Below are 15,059 nucleotides of genomic sequence, written 5' to 3'. Positions count from 1 at the left end.
GACTCGTCGGCCGCGTCGGTTTCGTTTCGACACACCCGCGCTCTGTTGGAGTTATATTCAGCACGTGGGCGTATCGTTACCACACAATCGATAATAGTCGTTTTGTTCGGTTCGAATTTCGAACCGCTCGCGGCTTACAGCGAGCCGCGGAGCACCTTCGCCGCGGTCAAAATCGGGTCCCAGACGGGGCTAAAGGGCGGCGCGTAGCCGAGGTCGAGACGCTCCACCTCGGCGACGGTCAACTCGGAGGCGAGCGCGGTCGCCACGGTGTCGATTCTGACGGCGGCGCGGTCGGCTCCGACGATGGTGCCGCCGAGCAGTCGCCCCGTGTCGCGGTCGGCGACGAGCGTGACGGTCGTCTCGGCGGACCCGGGGTAGTAGCCCGACCGCGAGCCGGCGGTGATGGTCTCCGAGACGGGGTCGAAGCCGGCGTCGCGCGCCTCGTCGAGGTCGGTCACGCCGGCGCGGCCGCACTCGAGGTCGAACGCCTTCACGACCGAGGTGTTCGCGACGGTCCCGATGGGTTCGGGGTCGCCGGCGACGGTCTGGCCGATGGCTCGCCCGGCGCGGTTCGCGGGCAGGCCGAGCGTGTTCCACGTCGGCTCGCCGGTGACGACGTGGTCGATTTCGGCGCAGTCGCCCGCGGCGTAGACGCGCTCCGCGCTCGTCCGCCCGTAGTCGTCGACCGCGATAGCGCCCGTCTCGCCGAGGTCGACCGCGTCGGCGACGAGGTCCGAGTTGGGACGGAGGCCGATGCCGACCATCGCCGCATCGACCGCGAGTTCGTCGCCCTCGCAGACGACGGCCTCGACCCGGCCCGCGTCGTCGCCGCGGAGTCGCTCCACCGACGCGCCGAGGTGGAGCGTGACGCCGTTATCTTCGAGGTGTTCTTCGACTCGCTCGCCGACGGCGTCGCCGAAGGTGCTGAGGACGTGCCCGGAGCGCTGGAACAGATGGACGTCGAGGTCGTGGGCGGTGAAGGCCTCAGCCATCTCGACGCCGACGAACCCGCCGCCGACGATGGCGACCGACTCGGGCGGTTCCATCGCGCCGAAACGGGCCGCTCGCGCCTCGTCGACGAAGCCGCCGCCGCCGAGGTCGGCGACCGAGGCCTCGTCCGGGTCGGTGAGGAACGACCGAATCGCTGCCGCGTCGTCCAGCCCGTGGAGCGTGAACGCGCCGTCGAGGTCGATGCCGTCTATCGGGTCGCGGAGCGCCCGCGCGCCGGTGGCGACGAGGAGGTCGCCGTAGGGCTGTTCGAACGCTCCGTCGGGGCCGTCGACCGTGACGACCCGCTCGTCGGTGTCGACGGCGACGACCTCGTGTTCGCGCCGGAGGTCGATGCCGCGGTCGGCGGCCGCCTCGGGCGACAGCGAGAGCATGTCGGTGAGCTTGTCGACCTCGCCTTTGACGAAGTAGGGCGTGCCGCAGTGGGCGTAGGAGACCCAGCGGCCCTTCTCGAAGACGACGACCTCGCGGTCGGCGTCGGCGCGGGCGAACTTGCTCGCGGCGGAAAGTCCGGCGGCGTCGCCGCCGATGACGACGAATGGTTCGTCAGACATTATGTGAGAGTGGTACGCCCGCCAACACCTAACTTCCTCGGCTGAACGATACACCGACGGCGACGCCTCTCGCCGGTCGAACAGAGCATCTACTCGTTCAGCGTCCGCTACAGCGGTCCACTGATAGAGAGAGTTCCGATAACAGACTACCCCAGCGCTACGACCAATCTGTTCGGGTGAGTCGACAGCGTGGGGTCCGAACGTGGGACAGCGAATTCAGCTCATATCCGCGAGCGGACCGAAGTCGTCGACCGGAAGCACCGAATAATCGATCGTGAGCGTGTCTTTCGTCGCTCTGATTTTTCCGACGAACGTCGAGATGTCTTCGAGCGACCCCTCGAGAACGAACAGTTCCATACAGTGGTGCCCGCCGACGTGGCTGTGGAAGTTCGACGCAACGATGTCCTCGTACTCGTGGCGGAGTCGCATCATCTTCTCTTCGACGCTCGTCGTCTCGTAATCGAAGACGACAGTTACGACGCCCATCAGTTCGCGGTCTTCGAGTTTCTTGTCCTCGAACTCACCGAGGAGGTTCCGACTCGCCTCTCGGAGCACTTCGCTCCGGCCAGTATATCCGTGGTCCTCGGAAAACTGGTCGATTCGCTCGAGTAGTTCCTCCGGCATCGAGACGCTAACGACGGCCATATAACAATCAAACCGCCATCAAATATTAAACCTTATTATCGGGTGGGGTAGCGTTGCGACGGAGGACACCCAAACGTTGCCAATCTCCCGCGTTTCACCGAGGCGAGGTGGTGCTATCTAAGGAGCACCTCACCCGGAGTTCGTCCATCGAGCGTTCGACTCGGTCGAGCGCGATGGTGGTGCGTGGATTGCATGAACCACCTGTGGGCGCCCCCATGACTCGCCGCCCGCGAGTTATCGAAGCGGTCGTCTCGAGAGTTTCCGAGAGTCGATGCAGAGACGCGGCAGTCGGACCGGTCGATACCGTCCAAACAGTTCGCGGGAACGCGCCCAAAACGAAGGAAACGGCCCGTCAGCGGCGGACGCCGCCGCGCTCGGCCGCGAGCGTCCCGAGCACCCACGCGCTCACATCAGGCGTCTCGCGCGCGGCGAACTCGGTGGTCGCGTACTGCGCGAGTGCGTTTCGCGCGGCCCGAGGGTCGTCGTCCGAATAGTAGTCGTCGCCGAGAGAACGGTCCCCGCGGCCGACCATGTGGGCGATATCGACCAGCGCGCGCCGCGTCAGGTGCGGGTTCGACCCGTCCGACCGGGCGGCTTCGAGGGCTTCGAGCGCGCCGAGTTTCGCGTCTCTGACCGCGGTTGCGGACTCGACGGACTCGTAGCGGCCTCGCTTGACCGCCGTGACTGCGTCCTCGAACGCGCGGCGGTGCGTCTCGGCGGTGTGTGCGCCCACGAGTGCGGTGGCGAAGCGGTCGCTTCGGAGGCCGTCACGGGCGTCCTGAAGCCCGCGTTCGACTTCGACGAACGTCTCCACCAGCAGGTCTTTGGCCGGCATGGATTCGAGTTCCTCCGTGTCGAATCCCTCGGCCTCGACGACGGGTTCGAGCCTTTCCTCCTCGGGATACTCGGACAGGCGGTCCGCGATAATCTCGGCGAGCGAGGAGGCCGTCGCCTCGAACGGGCCGGTGAAGTCCACCGGGTCTGGAATCGTCGCGAGATAGCGGTCGCGGACGTGGCGCGCGCCGTCGAGCGACGCCCGCGCCGACTCGACCGCGTCGAAGAGTTCGCCGACCCGCGGGGCGCTGTCGGCGTAGCGCCCGTACTCGCCGGCGTTGTCGAGATACCTGACCGCGGCCGCGACGAGGTTCTCGACGGCCTCGTACACCACGAGCGCCCGGTCGGGTTCGTCGCCGAGATAACGCGTGCCGAGCCGGAACGACTCGATGTCGGCGCGGACCGCCTCGGCCTCGTCACGCACGTCAGACTCGGTGAAGCCGCCGACTGCGGCCTCGTAGGTCCCCTTCGCCATCGCCGCGGCCCCGCGGGCGTAGCGCAGTCCCCGAAGCGCCTCGAAGGGCGACTCGTCAGCCGCCGTCCGTTCGAGGTCCTCGGCGGCGTCCGCGTACGCCTCGGCGTAGATTTCCCGGACCGCCTCGTTCGGGACTTCTTCCGGGGACATCCTCTCGGGACAGGAATCGAGGAGTTCGCGGGCGCGAGCGCGGCCCCGTTCGAGGAACGAATCGGCAATCGGGGCCGGAACGCGGGCCGGGAACGCCGGCGACCCGAGTTCTCTGACCTCGCGGAGGGTCGCCGCGTCGAGAGACGGGTCCTCGGTTTCGGAGCCGCCAGCGTCGAGCGCGGTACACCCCGCGAGTCCGGCGACGCCGACCCCGGCGAGCGAGGCGAGCACGTCGCGTCGCGTCCGGGGCATCTCAGGCGTCCTCCGTCTCGGTTCGGAGCGACGGTGGGAGGCGACAACTGCTTCCGCCGCCGTGTCCCCAACTCGACTCGCCCTTCGACGAGTAGGGCAGTCGCACCAGCGAGGCGACGACGTGGCGGTCGTCGACGGAACACTCGACCGAGGCCGGGCGGAGCGGGTGACAGAAGTCGAGGTGGACGGCGCTGTCCGGAGGGTGCGTGACGTACAGCAGTTTCACGCGGTGGCAGGCGTCCGTCCGGTGCTGGGTGATGACGAGCGTCTGCGCGTCGAACTCCGTCTCGTCGATGAACGCGCGGGCCTCGTCGATGCCGTCGGGTTCGGCTGCGACGGCGACGTTCTCGCGCTCCTCGTCGGTGGTGACGAGGAAATCGTCGAGATACGACGACCCCGTGTCCTCGTCTTCCCGGGCGGCGTCCCGGAAGATGCCGGTCTCGGCGTCGTTGCGAACTGTCAGGGCGTCGTAGTCGGTGACGAGCGCGTCCGGGGAGGGACCGCGTGGCTCGTCTAAACTGGAACTGGACCCCTCGCCGGAACACCCGGCGAGCGCGGCGACAAGGGACGCGCCGCCAGCCTGGAGGACCTGTCTGCGGGTCGGCAGGGACATATGTCGATTTCCCAACCGAACGCCGACGGTATGTGTTTTCCGATGTGCCGAGTCGCGCCGGGCGAACCGCGGGACATTTCCCCGACGGCCGCCTCGTCTCGACCGACAGATGCGCGAGGACGAGTTGGCGACGCGGGTGGTCGAGCACTTCCGGGCGGCCTTCGACGACGTGGAGATTCACCTCGAAGAGCCGTACGACCACTACGGGAACCGCGGCGTCGCCGACGTGTACGTCCGGGTTCGGACGCCCGAACCGGTCGACTACCTCATCGAACTCAAGGCCGACGCCGCCGTCCGCCACGCCACCGGCGCGAACGAGATACTCCGCCAGTACCGCCGCATGGAGCGCTACTTCTACAAGGACGACGAGCACGCCATCCGGACGAAACTCGGCCGCGAGGGGCCGGGCGTCCACGCGCTGTTGCTGTTCGCGCCGACGAGACGCTGCGTCGAACACGTCCGGGAACACGCCGCCCTGTACGAGTCGGTCGACCCCGACGCGACCGTCGAGGGCGTCGAGGCGGTCCGAAAGGTGGCCTTCCTGACCAACCTCGACCGCGCGTCCGAGGGCGAACTCGGCTTTCTCTCGCTCAACGGGCCGCTCGCGTTCGACTCGGTCCCCTTCCGCGAGGCCGTTCCGTCGGGGTCGCGCCTCGCGGACGCCCTCTGGGGCGACGACTAGCGGACACGCTCATACACCCCCCGTTCGTAGGGGCGGGCATGGGAACGATTCGAGAGTCGGTTCGAATCCCGTTGGGGGACCTCCGTCAGCAGGTCGCTGACACCTTCGGCGTCGCGGCGTCGCTCGTCGAGATACACGGCATCCGGCTCGAAGACGGGGCGCTCGAAGTCGACGCGAGCTACCCCGACGGGGAGGACGTGCCGGTCGTCGAACTGTTCGTCACCGACCCGGCCGGAAACACCGAGTCCTACGTCACCGAGTTGGACGGCGCGAAGAACCTCCTCATCGCCGGCGAGGACGTGCTCGTCGAACTCGTCGACTACGACCCCGAGCGCGGCGAGGTGTTCGTCTCGGTGAAACACCGACAGGACGGCGAGATGGTGACCGTCCTCGGCTGCGGCGAGAAGTGGGTGATTCCGGTCGAGCGCGACGGCGTCGAGGAGTCCATCCGCTGTCGGATTCAGAGCGCCGTCGGGCCGACGGGCGACGACTCCTGACCGCGACCGCGGTTCGGAGCGTTACCCCTCGTATTCGACGTAGGAGACGCAGTACCCCTCGGGAGCGACTTCGCCCGCGACGATGGCGCACGCGCCCACGCCGTCCCCGTTTTTGTCCTCGATGTAGTACCGGCAGGTCGAACACTGCTTGCCGTCTTTCGGCTCGTCTTGGTACGAGACGGCCTCCTGCGACGAGAGGCTGTCGGGGTTGCGCTGGGTGCCGTCGAGGGACGTGGCGGTCGCGTACGCCTCGGGAACGCCCCCGGTCGACCCCGACGACTGCGTCGTGGTCGCGGTCGCCGTCGTCGTCTCGGTCGCGCCGCCACCGCCGCCGGAACAACCGGCCAATCCGGCCATCGCGGCGGTCCCGGTGAGCCAGATGAACCGTCTCCGTGTGCGGCCGGTGTCGCGGGTATCCCGACTCCGCGTCGGTCGGTCGGTCGCGTCTCGGCGTGGCGTCCGCTCGTCGTCTCCCATGCCAACTTATGACGCGCGGCGTCGGTAAAACCGAGCCAGCCGGTTCCCATGCGGCAAGAATTGCGGACGCGTTGATGGTGTCACGCCACTAAGTAACACGGATGCGCGAATCGGGCCGCGAGAGAGCGAAAGTCTGGAAGTGAGAGGTGACGAGCCCCGTGAACCTCACTCGTTCGGGCGAATCCGGGCGAGCCGCATCGCGTTGCCCGTCACGCCCATGGTCATCCCGGCGTCGCCCGCGAGGACCGCGAGCGCGACCGAGACGTAGCCGAAGGGCACGCCGACCGCGAGGACGGCCTTGATGGCGAGCGACGCCCAGATGTTCTGCCGGATGACGCCGTTCGCGCGGTGGGAGAGTTCGTAGAGGTACGGGAGCTTCGAGAGGTCGTCGGCCATGAGGGCGATGTCGGCCGTTTCGAGGGCGGTGTCGGTGCCGGCCGCGCCCATGGCGACGCCGACGGTGGCCGTGGCGAGCGCCGGGGCGTCGTTGATGCCGTCGCCGACCATGGCGACCGAGCCGTACTCGTCGAGGAGGCCCTCGACGGCCGCGACCTTGTCCTCCGGGAGGAGCCCCGCGCGGAAGTCGTCGACGCCGACCTGCTCGGCGATGGCGCGGGCGGTCCCCTCGTTGTCGCCGGTGAGCATGACGACCGAGAGGCCGGCCTCGCGGAGCTTCGCGACCGTCTCGCGGGCGTCCGGGCGGACCTCGTCGGCGACGGCGACGACGCCTTCGAGGGCGTCTTCGGTCCCGACGAGGACGACCGTCTTGCCCTCCGACTGGAGTCGCGGAATCGTGTCCTCGACGAGGTTGAGACAGCCGTGGCGGTCACAGAGCTGTCGGACCTCCGCCGAAAGCTCCTCGCCGGGGCCGGTGACGTGGACGTGTTCGAGGTCGAATCCGAGCTCCTCGAAGAAGCCGGGCTTGCCGGCGAAGTGCGGGACGCCGTCGAGGTCGGCGCGGACGCCCTTGCCGGTGACGCTCTCGAAGTCGTCGACCTCGCGGGCGGCGACGCCCGTGCCTTCGGCGTGGGAGACGATGGCCTCGCCGATGGGGTGTTCGCTCCGGGATTCGAGGCCGCGCGCGCACCGCAGCACGTCCTCTTCGGAGTTCCCGTCGAGCGGGACCACGTCGGTGACGGTGAGTTCGCCCTTCGTGAGCGTGCCCGTCTTGTCCACGGCGATGGCCTCGACCGAGCCCATCGCTTCGAGGTGCGTGCCGCCCTTGATGAGCACGCCGTTTTTCGCGGCCGACGTGATGCCCGAGACGACCGAGACGGGCGTCGAGATGACGAACGCGCAGGGACAGGCGAGCACGAGCATCGTGATGCCGTAGACGAACCACGTCACCCAGTCGAGGCCGAACGCGAGGGGCGGTATCGCCGCGACCGCGACCGCGACGACGACCATGACGGGAGTGTAGTACGACGAGAAGCGCTCGACGAACTGCTCGCGTTCGGTCTTGTTGGCCTGCGCGTCCTCGACCATCGAGACGATGCGCGAGAGGGTGTCGTCGCCCGCGGCGGACTCGACGCGGACTTCGAGGTAGCCCGCCTCGTTGACGGTGCCCGCGAACACCTCGTCGCCCTCGGCCTTGTCGACCGGGACGGACTCGCCGGTGATGGGAGCCTGATTGACCGCGCTGTCGCCCGCGACGACCGTCCCGTCGACGGGAATCTTCTCGCCGGGCTTGACGGCGACCACGTCGCCGATGTCGAGTTCTTCGACGGGAACGACCGTCTCCACGCCGTCTCGGAGGACCGTCGCCTCGTCGGGCGAGAGGTCCATCAGCTCTCGGAGGGAGTCGCGCGTGCGGTCCATCGAGTAGCGTTCGAGCAGTTCGGAGACGCTGAAGAGGAACGCGAGCGTCGCGGCCTCGAAGTAGAGGCTCGTCGGCCCGGAGATGAGACTCGCGGTCACGGCGCTGAGAATCGCCGCCGACATCAGGAAGTCGATGTCGAGACTGCGGTTCTTCGCCGAGTAGTAGCCGTTGCGGAGAATGGCCTGCCCGCCGAGCGCGGCCCCGAGAATGTAGAGCAGTTCGGCGACCGTGAACGAGACGCCGAGGACGCTCGCGACGACGAGTTCCAGCCCGAGCAGGTACTCGGCGGCGATGCCCGCCGCGAGGAAGCCGCCGCTTATCCACGTTTTCACCGCGCGCGTGCTACGCCAGACGCTCTCGCGGTCCCCGCCGGCGTCAGCGTCGGCGTCGGTGTCCGCCCCGTCGGCGTCGGTTCCGGTGACCTCGTAGCCGGCGGCTTCGATGGCCGAGACGACCGAATCGAGGTCCGCGTCGGCCGCGAGCGTGACGACGGCGGTCCCGGTCGTCGGGCGCGTCTCGTACGACAGCACGCCCGGCGCGCCGCGGAGGGCGTTTTCGACCTTTCCGGCGCAGGAGGCGCAGTCCATGTCCGGAACGGTGAACGAGACCTCGCGGGTCGACGGGGCGTCCTCGACGGCGTACCCCGCGCCCTCGATGTTGCCCCGGATGTCGTCGGGCGTAGTCCGGTCGGGGTCGTACTCGACGACGAGTCGGCCGGTCGTCACCCGCGGGTCGATGTCGCCGACGCCGTCGATTTTCCGGACGCTCGATTCGACCTTGTTCGCACAGGAGGCGCAGTCCATGTCCGGGACGCCGAACTCCGCGCGGGTCGAATCGGCGGGCCCACCGGCGGAGTCGTCGCCCCCGGTCTCGCCGGCCGCGCTCGACTCCGACGCACCCTCGACCCCGCAGGCGTCGTCGCACCCGCATCCGTCGCCGTCTGGCGGGGTAGTGGACGCGTCCGCCTCGTCGGGGGCGGGCTCGCGTCCGTCGTGTTCGCTCATACTCGGCAGTAGTCAGGGACAGGTTAATAATTCACCTGTTAGAAATCGGGGTTCTACTGTTGTGATTTCATAACTCAATCGGTTTGAGTTAATAATTAGAGGAACGGCGGGCTCGCGGTCGGCAGCGAGATGAGCCACAGGCTGAGAACCGTGTAGAGAATCATCACGGCGACGAAGGGAAACTGGCTTCGGACGGCCTGCAGTCGGCTGGGAAACGTCCGATAGGCCTGCGAGTGCGCCACCCACACCGCGAGCAGGTGGCCGACGAGGACGAACGCGACGTTCAGCCCGCCGAACCACGCGGGGAGCGTGAGGACGACCGGGTTCGCCGGCGACGACAGCGGCGACGACAACGCCGCCACCAACATCGGCGACAGCGAGACGAAGAAGCCGACGTAGTGCGCGAGGTGATAGCCGGCGGCGATAGCGAGCAGCGAGGGCGCGAATTTGACCGCGAGGTCGAGCGGCGTCTCGAAGGTGTCGATGCGGCGGGCGGTCACCCGCGCCGCGAGGACGTAAAGGCCGAGGAAGACCGCGAAGCCGCCGAGGTAGAGCAGTCCGTAGACGACAAGCGGCGGAAGCCCGACGCCCGCGAGCGCCCGAACGGCCGCCGCGCCCTGCTCGGTCGTGACGAAGCCGCTGAACGTGAGTTCCCAGACGAGGACGACCGCGACGGCCACGTCGCCGAGGTCCGTCAGGTCGTCGTCGGTGACGAGTCGCATCCCCGGGAGGCGGAAAGAGAGTCCGTCGTCGTCGAGGCGAATCGGTGCGACGCGGCCGTAGAAGTGCAGGAAGACGGAGACGGGGTCGACCTTGTCGAACCACGCGTCCGCGCCGACGGCGACCGCGCCGGCGAGCGTGACGACCGAGTAGGCGACGAGCGCGGTCGCGAGAACCGACGGACGGGTCGTGACGTCGGTCGCGGTCTCGACCCAGACGAGCGCGAGAATCCCAGCCACCGCCGGCCAGCGACCGAGTCGCTCGGGATACGAGACGAACCCGTTCGGAACCGCCGAGACGACGGTTCGCCACGGGTTCAGCGCGCGCCACGTGTCTGTCACGAGGTACGAGAACATCGTGTATCCGGCCCGGAGCCCCGCGAAGACGACGATAACGGCGAAGCTGACGGTCGGAACCTGCGGGCCGGTGTAGCCGAGATAGACCACGAGCGCGAGGAGCGCGAGGCCGAGGACGCCACCCGCGACCCGGAGGGCGCGCAGGACGCTGTCTGAGACGCCCGCTTCGGACCCGGTCTGCCACAGGTGGACGCGCTCGATGAACCGGCGGTCGGTGACGAAGCTGGCGAGGAGCGCGGAGGCCCCGACGGTCGCGCCGCCGGTGGCGAGATAGAGCCACTGCGGGACCGCGAGGTTGTCCTCCGACGCGCCCGCGAGGCCGACCGCGGCGTTGCTCGCGGCCGCCGGGTCGGAGAGAAGCGACAGGAGGCTCGCCAGTAGGAGACCGAGACCGAATCGTCTGAGGGAGAGGTGTCGGAGTCGGGTCATGATGCGAAGACGATAAACAGCATGAGGAAGCCGAAGTACAGCAGGACGAGGACGCCGAGCGCGCGGATGCGGAACGACTTGAGTTCGTCTTCCTCCTCGTAGTACGCCTCGCGGTACGCCTCGACCTCCTCGGCGTCGAGGTCGTCGGGGTGTCTCGCGCCCCGGTGGAGGACCAGCAGTCGCTCGGTCGGATACGCCTCGCCGCACGCTGTGCAGGTGTGGCGGTCGCGCGTCGCGTCGGTGTCCGTGGTCATCCGATAGTCACTCGAAGTTCGGGGAGGGTGGCTTCTGAACGTTTCTATCGCGGGTGTTCGCGCCGTTGGCATCGAACGGGGACGGAGCCGGCGGCGGGTCGCGAGTGCGAGGCGCGAGACGCACGACGGCGGCGGGGCGACGCCTCAGACGTCGAACCGCATCGATTCGAACTCCATGAACGCCGTCTCGTAGCCGTCGTGGCGAGCGACCTGCGGCGGCACGTCCACCGAGAGCGTCAGCGCGTCGCCGGATTCGACGCCCTCGACCCCCGCGCCGTAGTGGTAACTGAGGTCGGGGTCGAGCGTCCGGTCGAGTCGCGCCCCGTCGAGCACCGCGGTTCCGCCGCGTTCGAGCGTGGCTCTGACGCCCATCATCGGCAGGACGAACTCGTTGTACGGGGTCCGCGCCGAGACGTAGAGGTACGAGCCGTCGACGCCGAACCGGGAACCGTCGTCGACGACGAGGGCGTCGAACAGGGCGTCGGCGCTCGTCCGTCGGCCGAGGTGGCGACCGGGGAGGTCGTCGACGGCGGGCGCTTTCCCGGTCGGGACGCCCATCATCTCCATCGCGGGGACCGCGCCGCGCGACCCGGCCTCGTCGCCGAGCCGACGCAGTTCCACGTCGTAGAGGTCGTCCGTCTCGAAGGCGAACTCGAACGTCGCCGTCTCGGCCGCGTCGAACCGCCCGGCGAACGAGCCGGTTCGGGAAAGCGAGGTGCCGCCGACGTGCACGCGGGCCTCGTAGTCGCCCTCGCCGTCGAGGACGTAGTTCGAGCCGTAGTGCATCCCCATCTGCTGGGAGAGCATCGGGTAGGCGACCTCCTCGCTCACGAGGTCGCCGTCGCGGAGAATTTCGATGGAGACGCCGGCGTCCAGCGGGAGGACGGTCCCCGTCTCGGCGTCCCACAGCGACGCCATGAGGTGAATCGAGTCGTCGGCCTCGACGACGGTCTTCCCGAGTTCCGAACCGGCGGCGGTCCAGAAGCGGTGGGGGTACGAGTAGGTGAGCGCGACGCCGTACGGGCCGGCCGTCGTCTTCCCGTACATCTTCATCCCCTCGGTGATGGCGGGCAGGTAGACCGCGGCCGGACGGTCCTCGACGAGCGGCGGGTCGCGCCACGCCGACTGCCGTTCGAACCCGCCGAGACACCCCGCGGTGGCGGCGATAGCACCGATTCCGAGCGTCTTGATGGCGTCGCGTCGTTTCATGGTGTCTCGATAGCGTCTCGTCGGCTCATGGTGAGAGACCGCCGCGCGTCTCCGCGAAGCGGTCGAGTTACCGCAGCTAGCGGCCCGGTGCCAATGTCGGTTGCGCTTCCGCGTCGGGTTTCGAGGGGTGGTGATTTCGTTATCAACTGCCGGTTTCCCGCACCACGTTTATATCTCCGCTCGCGCTCCGTTCGGACGATGAACGACTCGCCGCTCGACGGTCTCGACGCCCGCACGATGGCGCTGGCGTACCTCGGCTTCGGGACCGCAGGCATCCTCGGCGGCGAGTTGCTCCTGTCGGCCGCGCTGGGTGCGCCCCCGGCCCCGGAGGCCGAGCTTATCAAGGGGTTCTCCTTCGTCGCCGTCTCTACCGCGTTCGTCTGGGCGCTCGCCTCCCGGAAAGACCGACGAATCGAGCGCCAACAGACGTCGATTCGGTCGTCGCTGGACCAGCTTCGAACCGTGGTCGCCGCCTCCCCGGTTCCGATTATCGCGGTCACGCCCGAGGGGCGCGTAACGAGGTGGAACGACGCCGCCACGGAGGCGTTCGGCTGGAAGCGCGACGAGGTGCTCGGCGAGCCACTCCCCTACAGCGCGGGCGAGAACAGCGAAAACAGCGAGGAGATTATCCGGCGGACCATCGACGAAGACGGCCTCTCGGACGTTTCGGTCGAGCGACGACGGGCGGACGGCGACCTCCGTGAGTTCCGACTTTCGACAGCGGTCGTCCGCGACGCCGACGACGAACCCGCCGAAATCGTCGGCGCGTTCGTCGACGTGACCGAACAACAGCGCCGGGAGCGTCGCCTCCGCGAGTTCGAACTGGCCGTCGAACAGGCGGGGCACGCAATTTACCTCACTACGCCGGAGGGTGAGATCACGTACGTCAATCCGGCGTTCGAAGAGATTACCGGCTACGACGCCGCGGAGGCGGTCGGTGAGTCGGCCGCGCTGCTCAGTTCCGGCGAGATGCCGGAGGCGTACTACGAGCGACTGTGGCGGGCCGTCCAGTCCGGCGAGACGTGGCAGGAGCGAATCATCGACCGGCGGAAGGGCGGCGAGCTCTACACCGCGATACAGACTATCGCACCCATCGCGAGCGACGGCGACATCCACGGCTACGTCGCCATCCAGTCGGACATCACCGAGTCGGAGCTGACCAGACAGCGTCTCGGCGTCCTCAACCGGATGTTCAGGCACAACCTCCGAAACCGGATGAACGTCATCGAGGGCTACGCGGAGATGATTCGCCAGGACGCGACCGGCGCGGCCGGCGTCGCCGACGAGGACCTCACCGACGCCGCCGAGACCATCGTCGAAGCGGCGAGCGAACTCGTGGCGCTCTCGGAGAAGGCCCAGACCGTCTCGGACGCCCTCGAATCCGAGGCGACCCCGCGGCGCGTCTCGGCGCTCGTCGAGTCCGCCGTGTCGCGAGCCGAATCGACGTATCCCGAGGCGACGATACGAACGGACATCGAGACGGGGGTCTTCGCACGGGTCGACAGCCGCGTCGGCGCGGCGCTCGACGAGTTGATCGCGAACGCGCTCAAACACGGCGGCGAGACGGTCCACGTCGACGTGTACCGAACGGAAGACGACGACTCGAAGCTCGTCGTCCGGGTCGCCGACGACGGGCCCGGCATCCCCGACGAGGAGTGGCGAGTCATCAAGCGCGGCGAGGAGACGCCGCTCGAACACGGGACCGGGATGGGGCTGTGGCTGGTCCACTGGGTCGTCAAGAAGGCGGGCGGAAGCATGGAGTTGGAACCGTCTCCCCTCGGGGGGACGGCCGTGACGCTGAAACTCCCGGTCGGAGCGGAGCGACCGCGAACGTGGTTCCCGAGCGGGGAGTGACCGCGCACCCGTGATTGTTCACACACCACAAGTCCGACCAGCCGAGAGGTGACGCCCGTCGAGTCGAGCGTCCGATTCAGGCCTCGAGGAGTTCGACGAGGTTCCCCTCCGGGTCGCGGACGAACGCGATTCGCGTACCGCTTTCGGTCGTCTGCGGCTCGCTGAGCGTCTCGGTATCGCGCGGGAGTTCCGCCACCGCGGCGTCGACGTCGTCGACAGAGAGTCCGAGGTGGGTCGCGCCGGGGCGGTTGAGCGTCGGTTCGTCGGTGTCGGCTCCGACCGGGTCGTACTCGACGAGTTCGATGCGTACGTCGCCGCCGTCGAGGTGGGCGAACCGCGCCGAGGCGCCGTCGACGGAGACGGCGGTGGCGAACTCGTCGCCCGCGACTTCGAAACGGGAGACGACCGGAAGGTCGAGCGCATCGCGATAGAATTCGAGCGTCGAATCGAGGTCGCGAACGGTGATACCGACGTGGTGCGCGTTGGTGTTCACGGTTCGTCTGCGCGCGCAGAGCGTCAAAGGTGCTTCGCTCGAAACGCGGGTCGGCAGACGGCGGCCGACCGATTCCGACCCGCGTTCGCCGCGCCTCCGTCTCGGTTCGTTGGATATGCCTCCACCTTGGTTCGCTGGGTGCGCTCCCTCTCGGTTCGTTGGATGAGCCTCCGTCTCGGTTCGTTGGATATGCCTCCACCTTGGTTCGCTGGGTTAGTGCTTCTCGTGCGCGCCCGCGAGGCGCGACGCGGGTCGGGGCCCCGTCGCCCAGCAGAGACCGTGTCGCATATACCCGCTGGGCCGCCCAGATAGGGTACGATGGAACCGACAGGCACGCGATGCGAGGTGGTGCGGCCGTGAGCGAACCGTTCGTCGAATCGCTCCCCGGACGGGCCGTCCCCAAGTCGTTCGTCGCCGAACTCGAGACGAAAGAGGCGATTCAGCAGGCCGTCGCCGTCCGCGGTTACAACCTCGAACGCGACGGCGAGACGATTCAGCACGCCTACCAACTGGTCGTGAACGTCCGCGGGAAGTACATCCTCGGGCTTCACCTCACGAACGGGACGTGGCGCGTCGTCTTCGACACCCGCGACCACCCGAAACTCGCACAGGAGGGCCCGCGCGCGGCTTACGAGGCCGTCCACGACGCGCTCTACGAGCGCGCGCCTTCCGACGCTGAGATAGACTTCGAGTCGACGCCGCGATTCTGGAACGCCCCGCAGTAGGTCGTTCAG

General features: G+C 68.2%; 14 protein-coding genes. 4 read left to right on the top strand and 10 right to left on the bottom strand.

Going from position 1 to position 15,059, the window contains the following annotated elements:
• Positions 1–134 precede the first annotated feature (134 nt).
• The 4 genes from C454_RS18825 to C454_RS18810 all read right to left on the bottom strand — a co-directional run bounded on the left by C454_RS18825 (position 135) and on the right by C454_RS18810 (position 4,531).
• Positions 135–1,562, bottom strand: a complete 1,428-nt coding sequence (locus C454_RS18825; protein WP_004978115.1) for an FAD-dependent oxidoreductase — start codon at positions 1,560–1,562, stop codon at positions 135–137.
• Between the two features lie 216 nt (positions 1,563–1,778).
• Positions 1,779–2,207, bottom strand: coding sequence for a CopG family ribbon-helix-helix protein (locus C454_RS18820; RefSeq protein WP_004978112.1), 429 nt, complete (start codon positions 2,205–2,207; stop codon positions 1,779–1,781).
• A 352-nt stretch (positions 2,208–2,559) separates the two neighbouring features.
• Complete coding sequence (locus tag C454_RS18815; protein WP_004978111.1) at positions 2,560–3,918, bottom strand: hypothetical protein; 1,359 nt, start codon at positions 3,916–3,918, stop codon at positions 2,560–2,562.
• Between the two features lies 1 nt (position 3,919).
• Positions 3,920–4,531 (bottom strand): hypothetical protein, encoded by a 612-nt coding sequence (locus tag C454_RS18810; RefSeq protein WP_004978110.1) that lies wholly within the window; start codon positions 4,529–4,531, stop codon positions 3,920–3,922.
• A gap of 109 nt (positions 4,532–4,640) precedes the next feature.
• On the opposite strand from C454_RS18810, the gene C454_RS18805 reads away from it, so the two are divergent.
• Together C454_RS18805 and C454_RS18800 are read left to right on the top strand one after the other, a co-directional pair.
• The gene (locus C454_RS18805) at positions 4,641–5,213 is read left to right on the top strand and encodes a hypothetical protein (protein ID WP_004978107.1); all 573 of its coding nucleotides are present in this window, start codon (positions 4,641–4,643) and stop codon (positions 5,211–5,213) included.
• 38 nt (positions 5,214–5,251) lie between these two features.
• Positions 5,252–5,710, top strand: coding sequence for a hypothetical protein (locus C454_RS18800; protein WP_004978105.1), 459 nt, complete (start codon positions 5,252–5,254; stop codon positions 5,708–5,710).
• Positions 5,711–5,731: 21 nt separating this feature from the next.
• Here the strand turns inward: C454_RS18800 and C454_RS18795 are convergent, their stop codons facing one another.
• From C454_RS18795 to C454_RS18775, 5 genes are all read right to left on the bottom strand, one after another.
• Complete coding sequence (locus C454_RS18795) at positions 5,732–6,187, bottom strand: high-potential iron-sulfur protein (RefSeq protein WP_004978103.1); 456 nt, start codon at positions 6,185–6,187, stop codon at positions 5,732–5,734.
• 165 nt (positions 6,188–6,352) lie between these two features.
• On the bottom strand, positions 6,353–9,010 hold the full coding sequence (locus C454_RS18790; protein ID WP_004978101.1) for a heavy metal translocating P-type ATPase: 2,658 nt from the start codon (positions 9,008–9,010) through the stop codon (positions 6,353–6,355).
• A gap of 95 nt (positions 9,011–9,105) precedes the next feature.
• Entirely contained in the window at positions 9,106–10,515 is a 1,410-nt protein-coding gene (locus C454_RS18785) for a hypothetical protein (protein ID WP_004978099.1), read from the bottom strand.
• Entirely contained in the window at positions 10,512–10,769 is a 258-nt protein-coding gene (locus tag C454_RS18780) for a hypothetical protein (RefSeq protein ID WP_004978098.1), read from the bottom strand. The genes C454_RS18785 and C454_RS18780 overlap by 4 nt, the downstream gene beginning before the upstream one ends.
• Before the next feature lie 144 nt (positions 10,770–10,913).
• Positions 10,914–11,978, bottom strand: a complete 1,065-nt coding sequence (locus C454_RS18775; protein WP_004978096.1) for a DUF7350 domain-containing protein — start codon at positions 11,976–11,978, stop codon at positions 10,914–10,916.
• 198 nt (positions 11,979–12,176) lie between these two features.
• On the opposite strand from C454_RS18775, the gene C454_RS18770 reads away from it, so the two are divergent.
• Positions 12,177–13,832, top strand: a complete 1,656-nt coding sequence (locus tag C454_RS18770) for a PAS domain-containing protein (protein ID WP_004978094.1) — start codon at positions 12,177–12,179, stop codon at positions 13,830–13,832.
• 76 nt (positions 13,833–13,908) lie between these two features.
• Here the strand turns inward: C454_RS18770 and C454_RS18765 are convergent, their stop codons facing one another.
• Positions 13,909–14,325, bottom strand: coding sequence for a VOC family protein (locus tag C454_RS18765; protein WP_004978093.1), 417 nt, complete (start codon positions 14,323–14,325; stop codon positions 13,909–13,911).
• 356 nt (positions 14,326–14,681) lie between these two features.
• On the opposite strand from C454_RS18765, the gene C454_RS18760 reads away from it, so the two are divergent.
• The gene (locus C454_RS18760; RefSeq protein ID WP_049905315.1) at positions 14,682–15,050 is read left to right on the top strand and encodes a hypothetical protein; all 369 of its coding nucleotides are present in this window, start codon (positions 14,682–14,684) and stop codon (positions 15,048–15,050) included.
• Positions 15,051–15,059 lie beyond the last annotated feature (9 nt).

Origin of the sequence: Haloferax gibbonsii ATCC 33959, from assembly GCF_000336775.1 — an archaeon.
Classification (GTDB): domain Archaea; phylum Halobacteriota; class Halobacteria; order Halobacteriales; family Haloferacaceae; genus Haloferax; species Haloferax gibbonsii.
The sequence above is the reverse complement of the archived record's forward strand: the minus strand, read 5'-3'. Positions and strand labels throughout refer to the sequence as shown.

What these genes read in the sequence shown, in the direction of transcription:
- C454_RS18800 (WP_004978105.1), top strand. Translation starts at nt 5,252, where the DNA reads ATGGGAACGATTCGAGAGTCGGTTCGAATCCCGTTGGGGGACCTCCGT.
- C454_RS18810 (WP_004978110.1), bottom strand. Translation starts at nt 4,531, where the DNA reads ATGTCCCTGCCGACCCGCAGACAGGTCCTCCAGGCTGGCGGCGCGTCC.
- C454_RS18785 (WP_004978099.1), bottom strand. Translation starts at nt 10,515, where the DNA reads ATGACCCGACTCCGACACCTCTCCCTCAGACGATTCGGTCTCGGTCTC.
- C454_RS18825 (WP_004978115.1), bottom strand. Translation starts at nt 1,562, where the DNA reads ATGTCTGACGAACCATTCGTCGTCATCGGCGGCGACGCCGCCGGACTT.
- C454_RS18775 (WP_004978096.1), bottom strand. Translation starts at nt 11,978, where the DNA reads ATGAAACGACGCGACGCCATCAAGACGCTCGGAATCGGTGCTATCGCC.
- C454_RS18795 (WP_004978103.1), bottom strand. Translation starts at nt 6,187, where the DNA reads ATGGGAGACGACGAGCGGACGCCACGCCGAGACGCGACCGACCGACCG.
- C454_RS18770 (WP_004978094.1), top strand. Translation starts at nt 12,177, where the DNA reads ATGAACGACTCGCCGCTCGACGGTCTCGACGCCCGCACGATGGCGCTG.
- C454_RS18820 (WP_004978112.1), bottom strand. Translation starts at nt 2,207, where the DNA reads ATGGCCGTCGTTAGCGTCTCGATGCCGGAGGAACTACTCGAGCGAATC.
- C454_RS18790 (WP_004978101.1), bottom strand. Translation starts at nt 9,010, where the DNA reads ATGAGCGAACACGACGGACGCGAGCCCGCCCCCGACGAGGCGGACGCG.
- C454_RS18780 (WP_004978098.1), bottom strand. Translation starts at nt 10,769, where the DNA reads ATGACCACGGACACCGACGCGACGCGCGACCGCCACACCTGCACAGCG.
- C454_RS18805 (WP_004978107.1), top strand. Translation starts at nt 4,641, where the DNA reads ATGCGCGAGGACGAGTTGGCGACGCGGGTGGTCGAGCACTTCCGGGCG.
- C454_RS18815 (WP_004978111.1), bottom strand. Translation starts at nt 3,918, where the DNA reads ATGCCCCGGACGCGACGCGACGTGCTCGCCTCGCTCGCCGGGGTCGGC.